We start from the raw sequence: 22,555 nt of genomic DNA, 5'->3' as shown, positions 1-22,555 counted from the left end.
CGGGCGCAGCGATGAGATAACATCGCCCGGTCAGCAAGTAGACACGGCTCAGCCCGGACTCCCCGGACCTGTGCGTCGCCGACCCGCCGGAGGACCGCTGCAGATGTCACCGGGAGCCGCACTCGACCCCCCGGCCGCGCTCTCCCCGACGGCCGAGCCGCGGGGTACCACGGGAGCCGACCGCCGACCGCGGATCGCGACGTTCCTGTCTGCCAGCATCATAGTCATGGTCGTCACCGGCTTCGGTGTGGTCGGCGTGGCGAACCTGGTGCCCAACTCCGTCGACCCGCTCCACGCGGTCTACGGCGTCCTCGGCATCATCGGCCTGCTGGCGATCCAGCTGCTCTGGTTCTGCCGGCCCAGCGCCAAGCTGGACTCGCCGACCAGCCGGGTCCTGCTCGTGGTCGTGATCCTGCTGGCGTACCTGCCGATCCCCGCGTTCGGCCTGCTCTGGGCCGACATGCCGGACTTCGTCGGCGGCGCCGTCCTGCTGATGCTGCCGTCCCGGTACGCCTGGCCCGCGTTCGCGGTCGTCTGCGCCACCATCGCCTGGACCTACGCGGCCTACGACGGCGATCCGCTGAACACGATCTACAGCACGTTCGCCTCGATCTTCTACTGCCTGGTCTTCTACCAGCTCGCCCGCCTGTCGCGGATGGTGAACGACCTGCACCAGGCCCGCACCGAACTGGCGCAGCGGGCGGTCGCCGAACAGCGGCTGGCCTTCGCCCGCGACCTGCACGACCTGCTCGGCCTGAGCCTGTCCGAGATCGCGCTCAAGGGCGAGCTCGTGCACCACCTGATGCGCAAGTCCGCGGACCTGGCCAAGACCGAGCTGGCGGCGATGACCGCAACCGCGCAGCGCACCCTCTCCGACGTCCGAGCCGTCTCCCACGGCTACCGCGAACTGTCGCTGGAGAAGGAGTCCAGGACCGCCGAGTCGCTCCTGGCCGCCTCCGAGATCGCCGTCCAGGTCCACCTCGACTCGGGCGTCCTGCCCGTGCAGGCGCGCACGATGCTGGCGAAGGTGCTGCGCGAGGGCGTGACGAACGTGCTCCGCTACAGCGAGGTCGAGCACTGCGACATCGACGTCCGGCAGCTCGACGACAAGGTCGTCCTGGAGATCGTCAACGACGGCGTGGCGGCCGACGAGGCGGCGCTCGAGCCGGGCAGCCGGCTGACCAAGCTGCCCGCCGAGGTGGCGGCTCTCGGGGGCACCGCGACCGCCGAGGCGGACGCGAACGGCCGGTTCCGGCTGCGCGTCGAGCTGCCCGTGCCCACCTGCCTGGAGGGGCCGTCGGCCGGCCAGGACCACGCGGACCAGCCCGAGTCGACGCTGATCCGCTGGCTGATGCCGGTGACGATGTCCGTGATGGGGGTCGGCGCGACGGTGCACGTGCTGCAGCTGACCACCGAGGCCTGGCAGGTCGCGCTGGTGGTCGGCACGGTCGTGGCCCTGCTGGCCCTGCAGTTCTCCTACTTCAACCGGCCGACGACACCCCTGCGGTCGGCCCAGACCTACGGGATGCTGCTGGTCCAGGCCTGCCTGATCTACCTGCCGCTGCTGCCGCTGAAACAGAACTGGGTCAGCGTGCCCGGCCTGCTGATCGGCACCGCCCTGCTGATCCTGCCGCCGTTCGCCGGTTGGCCGTTCTTCGCCCTCAACGTCGCCGTCTACGCGTGGATCCAGCACGCCGCCGGCGCGAGCAACTACTCGCTGATCTTCTACACCGCCGCGACGGTGATGACCGGGCTGACGGTGTTCGGCCTGCTGTGGCTGGTCCGGCTGCTGACGGAGCTGGACCACACGCGGCGGCGGCTGGCCCAGATGGCCATCGCAGAGGAGCGCCTGCGCTTCGCCCGCGACCTGCACGACCTGCTCGGCATGAGCCTCTCGGCGATCGCCCTGAAGAGCGAGCTGACCTCCCGGATGCTTTCGGTCGACCGCGACCGCGCGGCCGTGGAGCTGGCCGAGATCCTCGGCCTGACCCGCCAGGCGCTGTCGGACGTGCGCTCGGTGGCCAGCGGTTACCGCGAGCTGTCCCTGGACAGCGAGTCGCGCACGGTGCGGTCCGTGCTGGCGGCCGCCGACGTCCGGGTGCGGATGGAGACGCTGTCGGAGGAGCTCCCCAGCCCGGTGCTCACGGTGCTCGCGGTGGTGCTGCGCGAAGGCGTCACGAACGTCCTGCGGCACAGCAACGTGGAGAGCTGCGAGATCGCGATGCGCCGTGTCGACGGCGGGGTCAGCCTGGAGATCGTCAACGACGGCGTGAACGGCAACGGCCGCACCGGGACGTCGGTCGCGGCCCCGCAGGGCAACGGCTCGAAGTCGTCACGGCTGTCGCCGGGCAGCGGGATCGGCAACCTCTCGCACCGGGTGGCGGACCTGGGCGGCGAGCTCACGGCCGGGGTCGAGCCCGACGGCCGCTTCCGGCTGCGCGCGATCGTCCCCGCCTGAGGCCCGCACCGGGCGCCCGGGAGGCGGGTGGCCGGGTTCGGGGCCGCAGATCCGCACCGCGCTCCCCGGTGGTCCCGCCTGGCTGGGCACCGCGGTGCCCAGCCACCAGCTGCAGGATCGCCGCCTCGGAGCATGAGTACTGCACACTGGGCCGGGTCGGCGTCCTGAGCCGCCTCAGAGCCAGCCGGAGTCCTGTGCGATGCGGATCGCGTCCACCCGGTTGCGGGCGTTGAGCTTCGCGACGATCGTCGTCAGGTAGTTCCGCACGGTGCCCGCGGACAGGTAGAGCCGGGCCGCGATCTCGACGGTCCCGTAACCCTGCGACGTCATCCGGAGCACGTCCAGCTCGCGGCCGGTCAGCGGGCAGTCCGCGCTGTCCCAGGCGGCCAGCGCGAGGTCGCCGTCGACCATCCGCCGGCCGGCGACCACCCCCCGGACCGCGTTGGCCAGCTGGTCCGGTGGGGCGTCCTTGAGCAGGAACCCGCCCACCTTGGCGTCCAGGGCTCTGCGAAGGGTGCCTGGGCGGCCCAGGCTGGTGAGGATCAGGGTCCGGCACGCGGGCAGCTGCTCGTGCAGCTCGCCGGCGGCGGTCAACCCGTCCTTGCCCGGCAGGTCGATGTCGATGACCGCGACGTCCGCGGCCGCCTCGCGGGCCACCGGAAGGATCTCCAGCCCCGAGGCCACCTCGGCGACGACATCGATGTCGGACTCCAAGTTCAGCAGCGCCACCAGTGCGCCCCTGACGATGTGCATGTCTTCCGCTACGAGCACTCTGATCATGGGTGCCTCCGCGTTCAACTCCCCAGAAGCACAGTTAAACATTCCAGGTGGCGAATCGGTTGCACCATTCGGTGATGACCCGTGGCCCGCCCGCGCTTATGCGGACGGGCCACGGGCTCACGAAGATCAATATGCCTGTTGGCGACCGGACAACTACGCGAAGTAGTACACTGTGTACCCCGCGCGGCGTCGAATGTGCCAGCTCAGGCGGCTTCGAGCACGTCCACGCGGCAGATGGTGCCGCGCATCGGCACGACCGTGCCCGCGGTGTCGCCCCACAGTTCGAAGCGGTCGATCACGAGCCCCGCCTCGACGGCCGCGGCATTCTCGAATTCGATGCCGTGGTCACCGAAAAGCGCGCGGACATCGGCAGAAATGTGTGCACTCATTTTGCACTCCCCAGTGGCGGTGATGAACTTTTCTCTGCCATAAATATGCGCCCAGGGGGCTTCACGATCCAGTGTCCGCATCACCGGGCCGCCATGCTTTATGCCTACTCCATACAGCGCCGTTCGGGCGTTCGAATGGCCTATCAAGGCCGCTGACCGGGGGCGCGACGACGAAAATCGGTCACTCTGTGCTGTCGTCGAGCACTCTGCGCGACATCTTCGTGCCGATCTCACCCACCGGCGTGCCCGCTCGGGCAGGATTCACACGTCGCCGGGAAGCGCATGTGCAAAACGCATGTCCTCGCACTGTGAAATACATTCGGAACGGTGCAGTGAGCACTTAAGAAGTAGACGTCTCCGGTTCTACAGTTCTGGCATACCAACATTTGCCATCGCTGATCGCGATCACTGGGGTTCGCGCCCGGCAGGCACCGGCGAGCGGAGGGACGGCCACCATGGATGAAATCGCGCGGCAGGCCGTGGCACGCGCCATCATGACCATGCGGGACAACCTGGGCGAACGCCTCACGATCGACGACCTCGCCCGGGCCGCCATGTTCAGCAAGTTCCACTTCACCCGGGTCTTCCTGCGGGTGACCGGGCTGTCGCCGGGGAGGTTCCTCTCCGCGTTGCGGCTGGCCGAAGCCAAGCGGCTGCTGGCGACCACGGGAACCTCCGTGGCGGACATCAGCCACCAGGTGGGTTACAACAGCGTGGGGACGTTCAGCGCCCGCTTCAGCGGCAGCGTCGGGCACTCCCCGCGGGGCTACCGGCAGCTTCGGGGCCGGCAGCCGGAAATTCCCGCCCGCGACGGCGGGCCCGCCTCCGGCGGGACGGTGCGAGGGCACCTCTGGCACCCGCCCGCCGTGCAGACGGGTCCGGTGTTCGTCGGGTTGTTCGCGGCCAAGATCGCCGAAGGCGCGCCGGCCGCGTACACGATCCTCATGGGGGCGGGCCAGTACACGCTGACCGACGTGCCCGTGGGCTCGTGGTACGTCATCGCGCACGCCTACGGCTCGTGCCCGCAGGACGAGGTCGGCCCGCGGCCGATGACCGGGCTGTCCGGGCCGGTGACCGTGCACCGCGACGTCGCCGCGAGCCTGGTCGACGTCCGGCTGCGGCCGCGGCACGGGTTCGACCCGCCGGTCCTGCTGGCGCTGCCCGACCTGCGCCACGCCCCGGCCCGTCGCGCGGTCGCCGTCTAGCCGCTGTCCGCGGGCGCTGTCGGCGCAGGCGCGGCGACGCACCACAAACGACACTCCGGGACGGCGGAAATGCCGTCCCGGAGCGGTGGGTTCACTGCTCTCACCCGTGCGGGGCGAACGGCGAAACCTCCGAAGAGATCGTGTGGTGGCGTACAATTCCCGACGGGAATCGATTCGGCTGGGGGATGCGAGGAACGACGTGATCAAGGTTCTGCTTGCCGAAGACATGGACATGGTCCGCGGTGCCCTCGTTGCCTTGCTGAGCCTGGAGTCCGACATCGAGGTCGTCGCCGAGGTGGATTCGGGGGACGAAATCCTGCCCGCCGCCAAGTCGACCCGGCCCGACGTCGCCGTCATCGACATCGACCTCCCCGGCAAGGACGGCCTGACCGCGGCCACCGAGCTCCACGAGCACCTGCCGGAAGTGCACACCCTCATCCTCACCAGCCTGGGCCGCCCGGGCACGGTCCGCCGCGCGCTCGACGCGAAGGTGAACGGCTTCCTGCTCAAGGACGCGCCGTCGGACAAGCTCGCCAACGCGGTGCGCTCGGTCGCGATCGGCCGGCGGGTCATCGACAGCGAGCTCGCGCTGTCCGCGTGGGAAGCCGACGACTGCCCGCTCACCCCGCGGGAGCTGGAGATCCTCGCGCTCGCCGCCCGCGGGCGCAACGTCGCCGACATCGCCGCGGACCTCTTCCTGTCCCCCGGGACGGTCCGCAACTACCTGGCCGCCTCGGTCACGAAGCTCAACGCCCGCAACCGCGTCCACGCGATCCGGATCGCCACCGACGCAGAATGGCTTTGAGCGGCCCCGAAACCAGGTGACCCCGCCGGTGCCGCACGAACGGCTCCAGCGGCACGGAAGCACGCAGGACGTACCGGCCGCCGGGCTGCGCCCCGGCCGTGAGCTCGCCCCCGAGGAGGCTCACGCGGTTCGCCAGGTTCCGCAGCCCCGCACCGTGTTCGCCTTCGTCGTCCCCGGTTTCCCCTGGCCGCACACCGTCGTTCGCGACGCTTAGCCACGCTTCGCCCTTCGTCACCCCGACGGTGACCTCGCACCAGGTCGCTTTGCTGTGCCGCACCACGTTGGTAGCGCTTTCTCGCAGGATCGTGGCGAACGTCGTGGCGACCGGCTCGGGGAGGTGCTCGGGCAGCTTCTGCCCGGGGCACACACCGACGCCGGCCGTCTCCAGCACGGCCGCCGCCGCGCGGACCTCGTCCGCCAGGCAGAGCTCGCGCTTCCCGGCCGCCACCGACCGCACGTCCGCGAGGGCCTTGCGGGACATGGTGACCAGCTCGGTGAGCTCGTGCTGCGCCTGCTCCGGCCGGGTTTCGACCAGCCGGCGGACCAGCTCGACCTTGAGGGTGATCGCGGACAGGCTCAGCCCGAGCAGGTCGTGGGTGTCCTGGGCGAACCGCAGCCGCTCTTCGGCGACCACCCGGGCGGTCAGCTCACGGCGGCTGATCTCGCGTTCGGCGGCCAGCAGGGCGAACCAGGAGAGGCCGAACACCGCCACCGCGGCCGCGGCCGTGAACGCCACCGCGTGCAGGCCCTCGGCCACGGACACGTGCGCGGTTCCCACGCCGGCGGAAAGCACCCCGACCCCGCCCGGGACCAGCACGAGCAACGGCACGGAGACGAGCGGCTTGGCCACCAGCAGGACACTGCCCAGGAAGAAGCAGCTGAGCGCGCTCCAGGTGACGCCGAGGTGCAGCACCGGCACCAGGCCCAAGGCCGCCTGCAGCACCAGCGAGAGGCCGCGGAACCGGCCGTGCCCGTGGCGGAACCAGGCCAGGTGCACCAGGACCAGGGCCAGGGCGTAGCCGCACGCCGCGAGCGCCGCCGGCCACGACCGGGTCTCCCGCAGCGGGCCCAGCAGGCCGAGCACGCCGATCCCCACGCAGACACCGGCGTGCACGGCGTCGACGAGCCAGGCCGGGAAGTCGTCGTCCGGCAGCCGGTCCGCGGCCGGCCGCGAGCGGGCGGCCGTCGCCCCCTTCGGGGGCCCCGTGGCCGGCGAGCGGAGCCTTGCCTCGTGCAGTCGCGCAGTCGTTGTCACGCAGCGCCTCCCCAGAACGCGCCGAGCTACCCAGTACTGCAATCTAACAGCCGGACGGGGACGTTTCGGATCGCCGTTATGGGGTATTTCCGGCACCGGCGGCGATCAACCGGGGAAGTCGAGCACACATTCGCCCACGCTGACCTCGGCCGGCCACTCCAGCTTGAGCGCCCGGTCGACGCGATCACCGGCGTCCACCGGCACCGCGTGCGCGGCCAGTCCCATCGCCTTCGCGGCCAGGTAGAACACCTGCTGCAGCGCGCCGAGGTGCAGCAACGTCGTCGCGTAGGCGGCGCCGCCGAGCACCCAGGCGATCCTCGACATCCGCGCGGTCATCGTCAGCAGCGCCGACGGGCGGCGGTGGCTGCCCGCCGCGATCATGGCCATGTCCAGCAGGCCGTCGAGCACGGCGGCGTCGTCGTTGATCAGCGTGAGCGTGTGCCACTGCGGGTCGTAGTGGTAGATGCCGCGGGCGAGGTCGGCACAGCGGTTGACCCCGACGTAGACCTCCAGCTCGTACAGGCACGCCACGCTGAAGTAGGGCCGCTGGGACGCTTCGTGCGAGGGCCCTCCGGGCAGGTGGGCGGGGCCGGTGGACTGCACCCGCGCGGAGCGGAACAGGAACTCGCCGATCTGCCGCGCCGAGAGGGTCCGTTCGCTGAAGTCCGGGCAGCTGTGGTCGCTTTCCAGCAGGGACGTCAGCGTCGGGTCCGCCGCCGCCAGCGCGGCCGGGTCCGGCCGGTGCAGCGGGAACGTGGGACCGCCGGTCCCGGGCTTGACCACCGGCGGCTGCGCCCCGGCCCGGCCGCCGCCGGGCTCCTGCGGCGAGGACTTCTGCCAGGTCCGGCTGCGCGAGTGGAACATCAGGTCCGGGTGCGACCAGGTCGTCGTCTCCGGGTCGCCGAACTCGGTGAACCGGCCGTGCGCGTCGGCGAGCAGCACCACCCCGGCGGCGACCAGGAACCCCACCACGCCGGCCACCACCGGCTCGGCCAGCCCGGTGGTCTCGACCAGCTGCTCGACCGTCTTCGGGGTGGCGAGCGACGAGGCGATCAGCACCGCGGACGGGCGCAGCAGCGCCACCTTGTACGGCGCTCCCGGCGACTCGGCCAGCAGCGCGCCGTCCTCGGCCCGCAGCGCGGTGAACCGCGACAGCCGGACCTGCCGCCCGGCCGGCAGCGGCCCGTCCGGGAACACCGGGGACTGCGTCACCGGGATCGCCGAGAGCAACGGCCCACGGCCGTCGTTGAGCGCCAGCGAGTGCACCACCGAGCCGGACAGCCGGGCGAGCACCTTGCGCAGCGACAGCCGCCACCCGTCCTCACCGGCCCGGCCCGAGACCATCAGGTTGGCCATCGACACCGGGCCGAGCGCCAGCCGGGCGAGCGATTCGCGCACACCGTCGGCCGTGCCGGGGAACTCGAACTCACCCCACCACGTGATGGCGACGAGGGCACCCTCGTCACCGGCCTCGACCAACGTGTCCTCGGTCAACGACCACAACCGGACCGTTTCGGCGTGCCCTCCCGGGCTCTCGGCAGCCAACGCGAACTCCTGCGACGGAAACGTCGTTCCTGGCACACAGCGCACCTGAGAAACTAGAGGAACACAGTGTGCTAAAGGAACATGGGAAACGGATTGAGGCCCTCGAAGGGCGTCGGCCGGGCCAGCCGGCCCAGGCGCACCGGGACCTCGAACAGCCGGCCGGGCGCGAACCGCGCCCAGAACGGCCGCAGCCCGGGGGCCAGCACCTTGACCACGGGGACGGCGACGTCGGGCCGGGTCTGGTCGAGAACCAGCAGCTCACTGCCCGCGGCGGCCAGCGTGCCGGCCAGCGACCGGACGTCGTCCCGGACGTCCGGGCGGTGGACGTAGCCGAAGTCGGCCATCGTCCGCGTCCGCTCGCCGGCCGCGGGACGCAGGTACGGCTGGTTGGCGACGGTCGCGTACTCGAGCCAGCGGGCCGCGTCGGGGTCGCCGATGCCGTGTCCCTGCCGGAGGAGGTCCGGGAGCATCTGGTTCAGCTCGGACACCGCCCGCCGCAGCGCGATCCGCGGGTCGAGGTGGGCGCCGAAGCCGAACATGATGTGCTCGTGCGGCCCGTCGGTGCGGCGGGTGAGCGCGACGAACGTCGGCACCCCGAGGTCGGAGGTGACGTCGAGGGCCCACAGCTGCCGACCGAGACCGCCGTAGTGGCCGATCATCTCCTCGAGCCAGCCGTCTTCGAAGGAGCCGAGGTCCACCCCCGGCACCGGCGTGCGGTTGTACCACCACAGCGCGACGGCGTCCCGCTCGACGAGCTCGAGCGTGCCCTGGAGGACGGCGTCCTCGAGGCTGCTGCCGGCCGCGGCGCCGTTGGAGTCCGCGTGCACCCCCCGGACGCCGCATTCGGCGGGCGTCCCGTAGTACAGGTACGCCGTCGGCAGGAGCCGCCGCTGCCCGGTCAGCGACCAGACCGGTGTCCAGTCGACCGCGGCCGTCGGGTCGAACGGGACGGGCACCCGCTGGAACGGCCCGTGCGCGGCGTTCCAGACGGCCCGCTCGCGATACTGGCGCTCGGCGAACAGCATGCAGTCGTTGGGGTGCACCGCCTCGGCGCCGAGCTCGTCGAACGACGCCCGGATCCGCAGCTCGTCACCCTGATAGTTGCCGGAGAACCGCTCCGCGGCTTCGCAGAGGGCGCCCACTTCGGCGTCGATCGGGGTGACGCCCTTGCCGCCGTTCTCGCCACGGAGCCCGGCCTGCATCCCGGCCATGCCGGTGACACCGCGGGCGACGTTCTGCCCGGAGCGGTAGGCGTTGACGAACGGCGGGGCCGCCGGGTCGCGCCGGACCTCCTTGACGATCCCGGTGACCGGGCTGACCAGGTGCCCGAAGCGCTCCAGGGTCTGCGCCGGGGTCGCGGTGCGGTGCCCGCCGCCGGTCGAGGTGGTCTTGCGGGCCGGTTCGAGCCGGACCGGCCGGGCGGCCTGCGCGGCCATGAGCGTCGTGTCGCCGCAGCCGGGGCACTGCGGCCGGCGGCGCAGCTCGTGCAGCTTGCCCTGCAGGTCGAGGGTGTCGAGCACCCACACGCACTGCTGGCCGTGGTGGCGGTAGCCGGCCAGCCACTTGCTGGCCTCGAGCACGATCAGGTGCGCCGCGGCGGCGGTCAGCGAGGGCAGCGCGGCGGCGGGCCGGCGCGCCGGGCCTTCGTGGCCGAGCAGCTCCTGGGCGCAGGCCTCGGCGTGCCGGTGGCCCCACAGCCGGTTGGTCAGGCAGTGCCAGCACGCGGACTCGCCGGGCCGCAGCACCGGCCCGATCCACACCTGCGCGCCGAACGGCCGGGCCAGCAGCCACGGCTTGCCGGTCCGCCGGTGCTCGGCGTCGAGCTCGCCCAGCCGCGGGTCGAGGTAGTCGGTGCACAGGACGATGCTCAGGTCCGCTTCGTCGGGCGCGGTCCCGGGCGGCGCGACCTCCAAGGCGGCGTCGGCCAGCGCCCGCTCGATCGGCCCGGTGTCGACCTCTTCGCCGACGGAGATCAGCCGGACGCCGGGCCGCGTGGCGCGCGAGGTGACCGAGGCGGCGTCGATGCCGCAGGCGTCCCAGTAGGCCAGCTCCCGCTCGTCGACGGCCGGCTCGGGCGCCGGGCGGACGGAGACCAGGCCCGCGTTCAGCAGCTGGGCCACCAGCGCGGCGACCTCTTCGGGCGCCATGCCGTCGGGCCGGGCCCGCAGCACCTCGCCCAGCTCACGGGTGCCGTCCAGCAGCGGCGCGAGCGACTCGATGCGGGCGCCCCGCATCGCGATGACCCCTTGTTCGGAGAACAGGTATGCCCCTTTTCCGGCGGAGACCTCGGCGCGGAGGTGCCGCTTGAACGCGAGCACCGGGGTTCCGGCGGGCGGCGGCGCCTCGGCTCGCGCCGGGAGCGGGGCGGGCTGGACGGCTGATCCGCTCATCTGCACTCCAGTTTCCGGTGCGCGCGATCCGAGAACCCGGATTCTGCTCCGGCACGCCGACCTGCGGCCAGTGCGCGGCGCACCGAACCGGATGTGCAAAACACATGATTTTTCGTGGGAAACACACGTTTGACGGGGGTGTCCCGCACTGGTCGGCGTCGCCGGTGGTTCGTCACTCTGGATCGCGAAGGGGCATCGCGCGGGTTCCCACCCCGGCCCGGCCAACCGAGACCCACAGTGAGGACCGAGTATGACGACCACTCGCACCTATGGACAGTTCTGCGGCCTGGCGCGTGCGCTCGAGATCGTCGGAGAGCGCTGGTCCATGCTCGTCATCCGCGACCTGATGCTCGGCCCCAAACGGTACACCGACCTGCAGCTCGGTCTCCCCCGGATCCCGGCGAGCATCCTGTCCTCGCGGCTCAACGAGCTCGAGCAGGCCGGCGTGGTCCGCCGCCGGGTGCTGCCGCAGCTCGACGCCGGCCTGGTCTACGAGCTCACCGAGTACGGCAGCGAGCTCGACCACATCATGCTGGACCTCGGCCTGTGGGGCGCGCGCTCGCTCGGCTACCCGAAGGACGGCGACGTCTTCACCAACGACGCCGCGATCCTCGCGCTCTACGCGACCTTCCAGGAGGAGGCCGCGCGGGGTGTGCACGTGACCTACGTGCTGCGCCACAGCGACTCGCTGATCATCCACGCGATGATCGACGACGGCACGCTGAAGGTGAGCGGCGGTGACCACCCGGCCGCAGACCTGGTCATCGAGCCGCAGGGGCCGGAGCTGATCGACCTGACCACCGGCAACCTGACCGCGGCCGAGGCGATGGCGACCGGCCGGGTGCGGATCGAGGGCCCGTTCGAGCACCTCGAGCTGTTCACCAAGCTGTTCCACATCCCGCCGAAGCCGGAGATCGAAGACGGCCTGGCCCTGCACTGACCCCGGCCACCACGGAAACGGTCGCCGCCCGCCCCGGGTGACGACCGGTTCCGCGGAGTTGGGCAATCTGGAGTAACCGGTTCCGGATCCCGGCCCCCTATCTTCGATGGAGCCGACTTTTCGGTCCTTCGTGAAGGAGAAGCACATGTCGACCTCCGAGCTCGTTCGGCCGGCCGGCTTCCTGGGGACGTTGAACGGGAAGTACCACAACCGGGCGCTCACGGTGTTCATGGTGATCGTGATCGGGCACTGGGCGGAGCACATCGTCCAGGCGTTCCAGATCTACGTGCTCGGCTGGAAGACGCCGGACGCCCGCGGTGTCCTCGGGATGCCGTTCCCGTGGCTGATCTCGCAGGAATGGCTGCACTACGGCTACGCGCTGGTGATGCTGGTGTTCCTGTGGGTGCTGCGGCACGGCTTCGCGGGCCGCTCGCGGCAGTGGTGGAACCTGGCGCTGGGCATCCAGTTCTGGCACCACATCGAGCACCTGCTGCTGTTCATCCAGGCCCAGTCGGGCTGGCGGCTGGCCGGGCAGAAGGTGCCCACCAGCATCATCCAGCTGCTGATCCCGCGGGTGGAGCTGCACCTGTTCTACAACACGATCGTCACCATCCCGATGATCGTCGCGATGGTGCTGCACCGGCGTGCCTCGGTCGCCGAGCACGAGCTGACCGGCTGCACCTGCGGCCTGCCGAAGCACCCGGCGCTCGCCGCGTCGTGAAGCGCGCGCTGGCCCTGCTGGCCTTCCTCGTCGGCTGGCTGGTGCTCGGCGCGACCCCGGCTTCGGCCCACGTCGAGATCATCTCGTCGACCCCTGGGGACGGCGCCCGCCTGAGCGCGGCGCCGGCCCAGGTGTCGGTCACCCTGTCGGAGAACGTCGGGATCCAGCCCGGGTCGATCAAGGTGGTCGACCTCACCGGCCGCGAAGTCGTCGCGGGACCGGTGTTCCAGCCCGGCGACGTCGCCGAGCAGGTCGCGGTGAAGCTGCAGCCGAACCTCCCGGACGGCAGTTACCTCGTCGAATTCGCCTTCGTCTCGGCCGACTCCCACCCGGTGCGCGGCACGTTCGCCTTTGTCGTCGGCACCGGTCCGCTGGTGACGTCGGCGGGCGCGGTGTCCGCCGCCACCGGCACCGACGCGGGGGTCAACGCCGTGTCCACGGTGGTCCGCTGGCTGTCCTACCTCGGCGTCGTGCTGCTCGGCGGCCTGGCGTTCGTGGTGCTGTGCCGCCCGGCGGCCCGCACCGACCGCCGCGCCCGGCGGCTGCTGCACTGGGGCGCCGGCCTCGTCGTGGTGCCCACCGCGGCGGCGTTCCTGCTGCAAGGGCCGTACGCGGCCGGGCGGGGCCTCGGCGCCCTGACCGACCCCGGGCTGCTGGCCGACACCCTGCGCGTGGCCTACGGGAAGCTGCTGTTGCTCCGGCTGGCCGCGGTGGCGGCGCTGGCCGTGCTGCTGCCCCGGCTGCTGCGGCCCGGCCTGCCGGACCGCCTGCGCTCCCGCTACGAGAACCTGGCCATGGTGACCGGCTTCCTCGTGCTGCTGACGTTCTCGGCCACCGGCCACCCGGTCACCGACCCGATCATGTTCGTCTCGGTCACGGCGGACCTCGTCCACTTCGGCGCGATCGCCGTCTGGGCGGGCGGGCTGGTCCAGCTCGCGCTCTGCCTGTTCCGCCCGGGCCCGGACGAGGACCCGGCCCCGGTGGCCGCCCGCTTCTCCCGCCTCGCGGCCGGCTCGGTGACGGCCATCGCGATCAGCGGCGCGGTGCTGGCGCTGCGCATCATGCCGTCGTTGTCCACCCTCTGGACCAGCACTTTCGGTCTCTTGGTGCTGCTGAAGATCGCCGGGTTCGCGCTGCTGCTGGCGGTGGCGAGCCGGTCGCGGCGGGTGGTGCGCCGCGGGATGACCGCGCCGGAAGAGGGAGCTACGAAGACGGTGACCAACAACCTGCGCAAGCTGCGGCAGGCGGTGGCCGTGGAGGTGGTGCTCAGCGTGGTGGTGCTGGCGCTGGCGGCGCTGCTGACGGTGACCCCACCGGGCGGCTGAGGCCCGGCCCGCGTCCCGCTGGAACGCCATGAACGACCCTTTCACGTCGTCTGACGCCGTGAAAGGGTCGTTCACTGCGTTCGGAGGCGGCCGAACTCAGTCGCCCGGCACCGGCGGCGGCGCGAACGGCCCCCAGCTGAAGGCGGGCAGCCATCGCCCCGGCGCCGCACTCCACTCGAGCGCCGCCAGCTGACCGAGCGAACGCCGTCCGGCCAGCGCGCGGTAGAGATCATGAGCCGGCGCGGTCACCGTCGCGGCCGGGCGACCGTCGCCCGCCGTCCACGCCTCGCCGGCCGCCGACCGGAGCCGCAGCGCCGGGAGCCCGCGGGCGGTGATCGAGCCGGACAGGCCGCGGACCAGCACTGCGAAGCTCGGCGCGGCCGCGGAGTGCTCCGCCGGCGGCGCGACGCCGAGCGCGGCGCGCAGGTCCAGCTCGTGGGTGTAGGCGTCCATCACCATGACCTCGCCACTGCGTCCACCGGCATCGGCGAGCAGCCGGTCCAGCTGCGCGCCGACGTGGTCCCAGCGATCGAGCAGGGCGGGCACCCCGAGCGGGCCGGCCGGCGCCGGCGCCACACCGCCGTGGCGCTCGAGCACCCGTTCGGCGATCAGGGCGAGGTGGCCGAGCAGGTCGGTGACCGTCCATTCGGGACACGCCGGCACCGGGCGGCGGTGCGTGCCGGGCCGCCCGTCGAGCAGGCCGCGGACACCGCGGCGCACTTCCGGGTAAGCCACGAAGTCCGGCGTCACGCGTCCCACCCCACCCTGGCACGATCGGTCCTGTCGGACCAGTATGCCCAGGTGGCGGCCCTGGCGGTTCTCCCCGCGTGCCCGCCGCCGGTGAACTCCAGGGAGGATGACCTTGCCCACACTGTGGTCCACGTCGGCGCAGTGGGAGCTGCTGCCGCCGGTCCTGCTCGCGCTGGTGCTGAGCGTCGCGATCGGGCTCGAACGCGAGGCCGGCATGAAGGCCGCCGGGCTGCGGACGCACAGCCTGGTGGGCGTCGGCTCGGCCGTGTTCATGCTGGTGTCGAAGTACGGCTTCGCCGATCTGCTCGGCCTCGACCACGTCTCGCTCGACCCGTCGCGGATCGCCGCGCAGATCGTGTCCGGCATCGGCTTCATCGGCGGCGGGCTGATCTTCGTCCGGCGTGACGCCGTGCGCGGCCTCACGACGGCGGCGACGATCTGGCTCACCGCCGCGGTCGGCACCGCGTGCGGCGCCGGGCTGCCGGTGCTCGCGGTCGGCACGACGATCGGCCATTTTGTGGTGACCCGCGGCCTTCCGCCGCTGCAGCGGTTCGTCGCCCGGCACCGCCGCGAGCCGCCGGTGGTGCGGCTGAGTTACACCGACGGCCAAGGCGTCCTGCGCGCGGCGCTGGCCGCGTGCACCGGACGCGGCTGGTCGGTGCACCACGTCGAGGTCGACCACGAGTCGGTTTCCGAAGAGGGGCAACGGATCGCGGTCGTCACCCTGCGCCTCGACGGCCGCGGTGATCTTTACGACCTCGCCGCCGAACTCGCCGAACTGCCCGGCGTCCGGAGCACGTCCACCGGTCCCGGGGAACCGCTCGACGAATGATCACCCGCCCGGGCGGCGCGCGGGGCCGGGTTTGCGGCACACTGGGGTGCACACGGAAATCCCCGGCACCACAAGGAAAACGTGCGGCCGAGGAGAAACCATCCAATTCGGAGGTGAGACATGACCCCCGGCGGTGGCGAGGACGTGGCGCGCACGGAGCCCGGATTCGACCTTGCGTGGCGCGGTTTCCACCGCGCGCAGGTCGCCGAGTACGTGGCGTGGGCCGAGGCCGAGATCAGCAGACTCACCGCCGAACGCGACTCGGCGCGGCGGCGTGCGGAGTCGCTCGCCGAGGGGAACCGTGAGCTCCGGGTGAAGATCGACCGGATCAGCCGGACCCCGATCGAGCCGGACGCGCTGCAGGAGCGCTCGCGCCGGATGATCGAGCTCACCCGCGAGGAAGCGACCGAAATCACCGCGCGGGCAACGGAAACCGCCGAACGGATCAAGCGTGAGGCGGAGCTCGAGGCCGTCCGGCTCACCGAGAAGGAACGTGAAGTCCTCGCCCTGGCCGAAGCCGAACGCGAGCGGCAGCGGGCCGAGCACGAGGAATTCGTGCGTGCGGCCGAGCAGCGCCGTCGTGAGCTCGACGAGGCGGCCGCACACCGCCGGGCCCGGCAGGAAGAGGATCACACCCGCGCGATGACCTTGCGCCGCGCCGCGGCGATGCGCGAACTGGCCGAGCAGGAAGCGGCCGCCCGGGCGAAGGCCGATCAGCTGGTCACAGACGCGGCTCAACGCGGCGAAGCGCTGGTCGGCGCCGCGGAACGCGAGGTCACGGCGCTCACCGAAGTCCGCGACAAGCTGCACGCGAGCCTGACCGGCTGCCGCGAATTGCTGGCCCAAGCGGCCGTTGCCCTCGACGACCGGCCCGCGTCGTTCGACCCCGAAGCCACCCTGCCGATGTCGAAGAGAGTGCCGGTCCAGCGGCGATCACCGGCGGACGATCTTTCGGACGCCGTCGGTTAGCCCTTGTCCCCGGGCCGGGCAACCCGCAAGATCGGGAGATCGCCCGGCCGAGGTGAGGGGACGCCCATGCGCACGACGATCACCCGGTCCGCGCTGGCCGCGGCCCTGGTCGCGGGCACGCTCAGCGCGTGCGGCGGCAGTTCCGGCGTCACGATCAACCTGTACGTCTCGCCGGAGAACAACCTCCAGCACGTGGTCGAAGCCTGCACCGCGGCCGCCGGCGGGCGGTACCGGATCGAGTACCACAAGCTCCCGCGCAGCGCGGACGGCCAGCGTGAGCAGATGGTGCGCCGGCTGGCCGCGGAAGATCCGTCGCTGGACGTCCTCGGCCTGGACGTCACCTGGGTGCCGGAGTTCGCCGAGGCCGGCTGGGTGGTGCCGTGGACCGGCGCGGCCGAAGCCGAAGCGACGCGGGACGTGCTGCCCGGGCCGCTGTCGACCGCACGCTGGAACGGCAAGCTGTACGCGGCGACGAAGCACACGAACGTCCAGCTGCTCTGGTACGACGACCGGCTGACGCCGTCGCCGCCGAAGACGTTCGACGAGATGATGACGCAGGCCAAGGCCCTGAAGGCGGCCGGGAAGCCGGCGAACATCCTCTTCACCGGCGCCCAGTACGAGGGGCTGGTGGTCTTCTACAACACGCTGGTCGCGTCCGCGGGCGGGCACATCCTGGCCGACGACGGCAAGTCCGTGCTGATGGACGACGGCGCGGTCCGCGCTCTGGAGCTGCTGAAGACGCTCACCACGGCCGGGATCACCGACCCGTCGCTGGGCAACGCCAAGGAGGACGAGGTCCGCCAGGCGTTCCAGCGCGGGCAGGGCGCGCTGGAGCTGAACTGGCCGTACGTCTACGCGTCCTACGCGAAGGAAAAGCCACAGGACCTGCCGCACGTTCGCTGGGCCCGCTACCCGTCGGTGGTCCCGGGGCGGGCGAGCCGCGTCACGATCGGCGGTTTCAACCTGGCGGTCAGCACATATTCGCCGCACAAGGCCGAGGCGTTCGAGGCCGCGTTGTGCCTGCGCAGCCCGGCGAGCCAGAAGTACCAGGCGATCGAAGACGGCCTCGCGCCGACCACCCGGCCGGTCTACGACGACCCGGCGCCGCTCGACCCGGCCGACCCCGGCTCGACGATGGCGGCGAAGTTCCCGATGAAGCCGGACATCCTCGCCGCGCTGTCCGACGCCGCGGTCCGGCCGCTGACCCCGGCGTACCAGAACCTGTCGACGGTGATCTCGAAGGTGCTGTCGCCGCCGTCGGCGATCGACCCCGCGGCCACGGCGGCGGAGCTGCGTGAACGGCTGACCGACGCGCTGAACTCGCGGGACATCATCCCTTGATCCCGCTCCGCCGCGTGCTCGCCCTGGTGGCGGCGGTCGTGGTGCTGGCCGCGTCGACCACACTGGCCAACCGCGTGCTCCCCGGGTGGGCGTACCCGGTCTGCGGGCTGGTCGCCGCGCTGGTGCTGGTCACGCTGGGCCGGGCGGCGGGATGCTCGTGGTCCGACCTGGGGCTCCGCACGTTCCGGCGCCCTGCCCTGGTGGGCTTGGCCGGCGCCGGGCTGATGGCGATGGTGTTCGGGATCGCGCTGGCGGTGCCGGCCCTGCGCACGGTGTACCAGGACGGCCGGGTCGGCGACCCGGACATCGGGCAGCTGCTGTGGCTGACCTGCGGCCGGATCCTGTTCGGCACGGTCCTCATCGAGGAGATCGCGTTCCGCGGAGTCCTCCCGGGCCTGTTCGGCGCAACGGACGACCGCTGGCGCTGGCCCCCGATCCTCTGCTCGGCGGCGCTGTTCGGACTGTGGCACGCCCTCCCGGCCCTGGCCATCGGCCGCAACGCGGCGGTGCACGCCGTCTTCGGCTCGACGCCGGTGGTGGTGCTGCAGGTGCTGGCCATGGCCGCGGCGGGGGTGGCCGGGATCTTCCTGCACTGGTGGCGGCACGTCGGGAGGGGCGTGCTCGCGTCGGTGATCGTGCATTTTGTGACGAATGCGGGCGGGCTGACGCTGGCGGTGCTGGTCCGGTGACCACAAAAGAGGCCCGCTTGCGGCGGCCTCAGCCAGTCGGCTGGCGTTCAGTGGCTACGCGTTGACCAGCCGGGCGATCGCGGGCGGCCTGACGCTGGCAGTGCTGGTCCGGTGACCACAAAAGAGGCCCGCTTGCGGCGGCCTCAGCCAGTCGGCCGGCGTTCAGTGGCTACGCGCTGACCAGCCGGGCGATCGCGGGCGGCCTGACGCTGGCAGTGCTAGTCCGGTGACCACGAAAGACGGCCCCTTGCGGCGGCCTCAGCCAGGCGGCTCGCGTTCAGTGGCTACGCGCTGACCAGCCGGGCGATCGCGGACGCTGACCGGGCCGGGCCAGGCCGGTGACCTGCGAGCCGGGCAATCTCGCCGCCTCGCACCGCCGACCTGCGGCGATCTCACGGCGTCCGCACCGGTCCGGGCCGGGCAGTCGTGCCTCGCGCCGCCCCGGTCTTCGCGGACCTACGAGCGGACCAGCCGGGCGATCGCGTCCGATGCTTCCCGCACCTTCAGATCCGCCTCTTCGCCACCCGCCGCAGCCGCCTGGACCACGCAGGTCGCCAAGTGCTCGTCCAGCAGCTCCAGCGAGAACGACTGCAGTGCCTTCGTCGCCGCCGAGACCTGGGTCAGGATGTCGATGCAGTACTTGTCCTGCTCGACCATGCGCTGCAACCCGCGGATCTGCCCCTCGATCCGGCGCAGGCGCTTGAGATAGGCCTCCCGCTCGGTGCCGTAACCCGTCATCGCCCACCTGTCCCCGTCGTCGGCATCCCTCATCGCCAGTATACCCACCCCACGTATCGGCGGGGCGTCAGCGGAACCGGCGCAGCCGGAGGCTGTTGCTCACCACGAACGCCGACGAGCACGCCATCGCCGCGCCCGCGATCATCGGGTTGAGCAGGCCGAGCGCCGCCAGTGGCAGCGCCGCGACGTTGTAGGCGAACGCCCAGAACAGGTTTCCCTTGATCGTGGCGAGGGTGCGGCGGGCCAGCCGGATCGCGTCACCCGCGGCGCGCAGGTCGCCGCGGACCAGCGTGAGGTCGCCGGCTTCGATGGCCGCGTCGGCGCCGGTGCCCATGGCCAGGCCCAGGTCGGCCTGGGCGAGCGCGGCCGCGTCGTTGACGCCGTCGCCGACCATCGCCACCACGCGGCCCTCGGCCTGCAGCCGCTTGACGACGGCGACCTTCTCCTCCGGCAGCACCTCGGCGACGACCTCGTCGATCCCGGCTTCGGCGGCGATCGCCCGGGCCACCCCCGCGTTGTCCCCGGTCAGCAGCACCGGCGTCAGGCCGAGTTGCCGCAGTTCGGCGACGGCCTGGGCGGACGTCGGCTTGATCGTGTCGGCGACGGCCAGCGTGCCGCGGACCTCGCCGTCCCAGGTCACGCCGACCGTGGTCACGGTGCCCTCGGCCCGCCCGATACGCACGGTGCGTCCCTCGACCACACCTTCAACGCCGACACCCGGGGTGCTGCGGAAGTCGGTCACGGCGGGCAGCACGCCGAACCGCTCACGAGCGGCGTCGGTGATCGCGCGGCCGATCGGGTGTTCGGAAGCGGCTTCGACGGCGCCCGCGAGCCGCAGCACCTCGCCGTCCCCCTCGACCAGCGTCATCCGGCCGGTGGTGACGGTGCCGGTCTTGTCGAGCACCACGGTGTCGACGCGCCGGGTCGACTCGAGGACCTCGGGACCCTTGATGAGGATGCCGAGCTGCGCGCCGCGGCCGGTGCCGACCAGCAACGCCGTCGGTGTGGCCAGGCCGAGCGCACAGGGGCAGGCGATGATCAGCACGGCGACGGCCGCGGTGAACGCGGCTTCCTCCGCGCCGCCCGTCGCGAGCCACACGACCAGAGTCGCCAGCGCCGCGAAGACGACAGCCGGGACGAACACCGCCGAAACCCGGTCGGCCAGCCGCTGAACCTCGGCCTTGCCGTTCTGCGCCGCCTCGACGAGCCGGGCCATCTGCGCCAGCCGGGTGTCCCCGCCGACGCGAGTGGCGCGCACGAGCAGCCGGCCGCCGACGTTGACGGTGGCGCCGGTGACCGCGTCACCCGGGCCGACCTCGACGGGCACGGACTCGCCGGTGAGCATGCTGGAGTCGACCGCGGAGCCGCCTTCGGTGACCACGCCGTCGGTGGCGATCTTCTCGCCGGGCCGGGCCACGAAGATTTCGCCGACTTCGAGTTCGGCGACCGGGATCCGCAGCTCGCGGCCGTCGCGCAGCACCGCGACGTCCTTCGCGCCGAGGTCCATCAGCGCGCGCAGGGCAGCGCCGGCGCGGCGCTTGGAGCGGGCTTCGAAGTAGCGGCCGGCCAGGATGAACGTGGTGACGGCGGCCGCCACCTCGAGGTACAGGCTGTCGCCAGCCGTCCCGGAGCCGATCAGCTCGAAGTCGTGGCGCATGCCGATCTCGCCGGCCATACCGAAGAAGAGCGCGTACAGCGACCAGACCACCGAAGCGACGACGCCGAGCGAGATCAGCGTGTCCATGGTGGCGGTGAGGTGGCGCAGGTTGACGGCGGCGGCGCGGTGGAACGGCCAGGCACCCCAGGTCACGACCGGGGCGGCGAGAACGAGCGAGACCCACTGCCAGTAGTCGAACTGCCAGGCCGGGACCATCGCGAGGGCCACCAGCGGGACGGTGAGCACCGCGGAGAGGAGCAAACGTTTGCGCAGGGTGGGTGTCTCATCGGGCGCTTCGGGCTCGGGGAGCCGCGCGGAGTACCCGGCGGCTTCGACCACACCCACGAGGTCGCCGACCGACAGCTCGCTCGGGTAGCTGACCTGCGCCTTTTCGGTGGCGTAGTTGACCGTCGCGGTCACGCCGCCGACCTTGTTGAGCTTGCGCTCGACGCGGGCGGCGCAGGACGCGCACGTCATCCCGCCGATGGCGAGCTCGACGCGGGCCGCGGTGGTCACCTCGGCCGGACTCACGCGACCAGGCGGTAGCCGGCCTCGGTCACGGCCGCGGCGACGGCATCACCCGCCAACGGGGAATCACTGGTCACGGTCACGCGCCCGGTCTCGACGTCGACGTCCACCTGCCGGACGCCGGCGAGCTCGGAGACTTCTTCGCGGACCGAGCTGGCGCAGTGCCCGCAGGTCATGCCCTCGACGGAGTAGGTCGTCTCGGTCATCGGCAACTCCCTTCGTGCTCTTTCCTTTATACCCATCGGGGGTAGGGGTTCTCCAGCGACCCCGTCGTGGCGCTGGTCGCACCGCCGGGCAGACTCGCGGAATGCGGAAGCTCTACGCGATCGGGATCGGCGCCGGCGACCCCGAGCACCTCACCGTGCAGGCGATCGACCGGCTCAACCGCGTCGACGTCTTCTTCGTGCTCGACAAGGGTTCCGAGAAGGCCGACCTGGTGCGGCTGCGGCAGGAGATCCTCGACCGGTTCGTCACGCGGCCGGGGTACCGCGTGGTGCTGGCGGAGGACCCGCCGCGCGACCGCACCCCGGCCGACTACCGGGCCGCGGTCGCCGACTGGCACGCGGCGCGGGCCTCGGTGTACGAGGAGCTGATCCGCACGGAGCTGGGGCCGGCCGAGGCCGGCGCCTTCCTGGTGTGGGGTGACCCGTCGCTGTACGACAGCACGATCGCGCTGATCGAGGCGGTGCTGGCGCGGGGGAACGTCGAGTTCGAGTACGAGGTCATCCCGGGGATCAGCAGCATCTCGGCGCTGGTGGCCCGCCACCGGACGACGATGAACCAGATCGGCCGCGCGGTCCAGCTGACGACGGGCCGGCGGCTGGCGTCGGGCTGGCCCGAGGGGGTCGACGACGTCTTCGTCCTGCTGGACGCCCACACGACGTTCGACCAGTTTGTTTCCGAGGGCTTGGAGATCTTCTGGGGCGCCTACGTGGGCACGCCCGACGAGATCCTGATCTCCGGCACGCTGGATTCGGCCTTGGCGGCCCGGATCCGGGAGACGCGTGCCGAGGCGCGCGAACGCCACGGCTGGATCATGGACACGTACCTCTTGCGCCGCCCGGCCGGCTAGCCGGTTTCCGGACATGCAGAAAGACCCCGGGAGAACCATTTCTGGTTCTCTACCGGGGTCTTTCTTCTAGTTAAGTTCGGCGGTGTCCTACTCTCCCACAACCCTTCGGTTGCAGTACCATCGGCGCTATCAGGCTTAGCTTCCGGGTTCGGAATGGGACCGGGCG

Annotated in this window: 20 protein-coding genes and 1 rRNA gene; 11 read left to right on the top strand and 10 right to left on the bottom strand. The window is 71.8% G+C overall.

Features of this window, described 5'->3' with window-relative positions:
- The first annotated feature begins 226 nt into the window (after positions 1-226).
- Positions 227-2,458, top strand: coding sequence for a sensor histidine kinase (locus tag ACIA5G_RS23495; RefSeq protein ID WP_395926572.1), 2,232 nt, complete (start codon positions 227-229; stop codon positions 2,456-2,458).
- Between the two features lie 174 nt (positions 2,459-2,632).
- On the opposite strand, the gene ACIA5G_RS23490 is transcribed toward ACIA5G_RS23495, so the two are convergent.
- Together ACIA5G_RS23490 and ACIA5G_RS23485 are read right to left on the bottom strand one after the other, a co-directional pair.
- A complete protein-coding gene (locus ACIA5G_RS23490; RefSeq protein WP_395926570.1) occupies positions 2,633-3,238 on the bottom strand; it encodes a DNA-binding response regulator in 606 nt (201 codons plus the stop codon).
- Positions 3,239-3,441: 203 nt separating this feature from the next.
- Positions 3,442-3,711, bottom strand: a complete 270-nt coding sequence (locus ACIA5G_RS23485; protein WP_395926568.1) for a hypothetical protein — start codon at positions 3,709-3,711, stop codon at positions 3,442-3,444.
- Positions 3,712-4,082: 371 nt separating this feature from the next.
- On the opposite strand from ACIA5G_RS23485, the gene ACIA5G_RS23480 reads away from it, so the two are divergent.
- The gene (locus ACIA5G_RS23480; RefSeq protein ID WP_395926566.1) at positions 4,083-4,832 is read left to right on the top strand and encodes a helix-turn-helix domain-containing protein; all 750 of its coding nucleotides are present in this window, start codon (positions 4,083-4,085) and stop codon (positions 4,830-4,832) included.
- Between the two features lie 199 nt (positions 4,833-5,031).
- Positions 5,032-5,637 (top strand): DNA-binding response regulator, encoded by a 606-nt coding sequence (locus ACIA5G_RS23475; RefSeq protein ID WP_395926564.1) that lies wholly within the window; start codon positions 5,032-5,034, stop codon positions 5,635-5,637.
- Here ACIA5G_RS23475 and ACIA5G_RS23470 read toward each other — a convergent pair.
- The 3 genes from ACIA5G_RS23470 to ACIA5G_RS23460 all read right to left on the bottom strand — a co-directional run bounded on the left by ACIA5G_RS23470 (position 5,579) and on the right by ACIA5G_RS23460 (position 10,827).
- A complete protein-coding gene (locus ACIA5G_RS23470) occupies positions 5,579-6,892 on the bottom strand; it encodes a sensor histidine kinase (protein WP_395926562.1) in 1,314 nt (437 codons plus the stop codon). The two genes, ACIA5G_RS23475 and ACIA5G_RS23470, sit on opposite strands and share 59 nt — an antisense overlap.
- Positions 6,893-6,997: 105 nt before the next feature.
- The gene (locus ACIA5G_RS23465; RefSeq protein WP_395926560.1) at positions 6,998-8,437 is read right to left on the bottom strand and encodes a SagB/ThcOx family dehydrogenase; all 1,440 of its coding nucleotides are present in this window, start codon (positions 8,435-8,437) and stop codon (positions 6,998-7,000) included.
- Between the two features lie 71 nt (positions 8,438-8,508).
- Positions 8,509-10,827 carry a TOMM precursor leader peptide-binding protein gene (locus tag ACIA5G_RS23460; protein ID WP_395926558.1) on the bottom strand — a complete coding sequence of 773 codons (2,319 nt, stop codon included), beginning with the start codon at positions 10,825-10,827 and terminating at the stop codon, positions 8,509-8,511.
- Positions 10,828-11,077: 250 nt separating this feature from the next.
- On the opposite strand from ACIA5G_RS23460, the gene ACIA5G_RS23455 reads away from it, so the two are divergent.
- The 3 genes from ACIA5G_RS23455 (at position 11,078) to ACIA5G_RS23445 (ending at position 13,813) form a co-directional block, all read left to right on the top strand.
- Positions 11,078-11,767, top strand: a complete 690-nt coding sequence (locus ACIA5G_RS23455; protein ID WP_395926556.1) for a winged helix-turn-helix transcriptional regulator — start codon at positions 11,078-11,080, stop codon at positions 11,765-11,767.
- A gap of 145 nt (positions 11,768-11,912) precedes the next feature.
- On the top strand, positions 11,913-12,488 hold the full coding sequence (locus ACIA5G_RS23450) for a hypothetical protein (RefSeq protein WP_395926554.1): 576 nt from the start codon (positions 11,913-11,915) through the stop codon (positions 12,486-12,488).
- Positions 12,485-13,813, top strand: a complete 1,329-nt coding sequence (locus ACIA5G_RS23445; RefSeq protein WP_395926552.1) for a copper resistance CopC/CopD family protein — start codon at positions 12,485-12,487, stop codon at positions 13,811-13,813. Before ACIA5G_RS23450 ends, ACIA5G_RS23445 begins: the two co-directional genes overlap by 4 nt.
- Positions 13,814-13,909: 96 nt before the next feature.
- On the opposite strand, the gene ACIA5G_RS23440 is transcribed toward ACIA5G_RS23445, so the two are convergent.
- A complete protein-coding gene (locus ACIA5G_RS23440; protein WP_395926550.1) occupies positions 13,910-14,563 on the bottom strand; it encodes a maleylpyruvate isomerase family mycothiol-dependent enzyme in 654 nt (217 codons plus the stop codon).
- A 106-nt stretch (positions 14,564-14,669) separates the two neighbouring features.
- Here ACIA5G_RS23440 and ACIA5G_RS23435 point away from each other — a divergent pair, with 106 nt between their 5' ends.
- From ACIA5G_RS23435 to ACIA5G_RS23420, 4 genes are all read left to right on the top strand, one after another.
- Complete coding sequence (locus tag ACIA5G_RS23435) at positions 14,670-15,395, top strand: MgtC/SapB family protein (RefSeq protein ID WP_395926548.1); 726 nt, start codon at positions 14,670-14,672, stop codon at positions 15,393-15,395.
- Between the two features lie 120 nt (positions 15,396-15,515).
- The gene (locus tag ACIA5G_RS23430) at positions 15,516-16,364 is read left to right on the top strand and encodes a M protein (RefSeq protein WP_395926546.1); all 849 of its coding nucleotides are present in this window, start codon (positions 15,516-15,518) and stop codon (positions 16,362-16,364) included.
- Between the two features lie 66 nt (positions 16,365-16,430).
- Positions 16,431-17,705 carry an ABC transporter substrate-binding protein gene (locus ACIA5G_RS23425; protein ID WP_395926544.1) on the top strand — a complete coding sequence of 425 codons (1,275 nt, stop codon included), beginning with the start codon at positions 16,431-16,433 and terminating at the stop codon, positions 17,703-17,705.
- Positions 17,702-18,394, top strand: coding sequence for a CPBP family intramembrane glutamic endopeptidase (locus ACIA5G_RS23420; protein ID WP_395926542.1), 693 nt, complete (start codon positions 17,702-17,704; stop codon positions 18,392-18,394). Before ACIA5G_RS23425 ends, ACIA5G_RS23420 begins: the two co-directional genes overlap by 4 nt.
- A gap of 456 nt (positions 18,395-18,850) precedes the next feature.
- Here ACIA5G_RS23420 and ACIA5G_RS23415 read toward each other — a convergent pair whose 3' ends face one another.
- From ACIA5G_RS23415 to ACIA5G_RS23405, 3 genes are all read right to left on the bottom strand, one after another.
- Entirely contained in the window at positions 18,851-19,132 is a 282-nt protein-coding gene (locus ACIA5G_RS23415) for a metal-sensitive transcriptional regulator (protein WP_086678475.1), read from the bottom strand.
- A 67-nt stretch (positions 19,133-19,199) separates the two neighbouring features.
- Entirely contained in the window at positions 19,200-21,320 is a 2,121-nt protein-coding gene (locus ACIA5G_RS23410; protein WP_395926540.1) for a heavy metal translocating P-type ATPase, read from the bottom strand.
- The gene (locus ACIA5G_RS23405) at positions 21,317-21,523 is read right to left on the bottom strand and encodes a heavy-metal-associated domain-containing protein (RefSeq protein WP_395926538.1); all 207 of its coding nucleotides are present in this window, start codon (positions 21,521-21,523) and stop codon (positions 21,317-21,319) included. The genes ACIA5G_RS23410 and ACIA5G_RS23405 overlap by 4 nt, the downstream gene beginning before the upstream one ends.
- Positions 21,524-21,624: 101 nt before the next feature.
- Here ACIA5G_RS23405 and cobF point away from each other — a divergent pair, with 101 nt between their 5' ends.
- Entirely contained in the window at positions 21,625-22,389 is a 765-nt protein-coding gene (gene cobF / locus ACIA5G_RS23400) for a precorrin-6A synthase (deacetylating) (RefSeq protein ID WP_395926536.1), read from the top strand.
- Positions 22,390-22,463: 74 nt separating this feature from the next.
- Here the strand turns inward: cobF and rrf are convergent.
- Positions 22,464-22,555 (bottom strand): 5S ribosomal RNA (gene rrf, locus ACIA5G_RS23395); the annotation flags it as partial.

Source organism: Amycolatopsis sp. NPDC051758 (assembly GCF_044453095.1).
Classification (GTDB): domain Bacteria; phylum Actinomycetota; class Actinomycetes; order Mycobacteriales; family Pseudonocardiaceae; genus Amycolatopsis.
The sequence above is the reverse complement of the archived record's forward strand: the minus strand, read 5'-3'. Positions and strand labels throughout refer to the sequence as shown.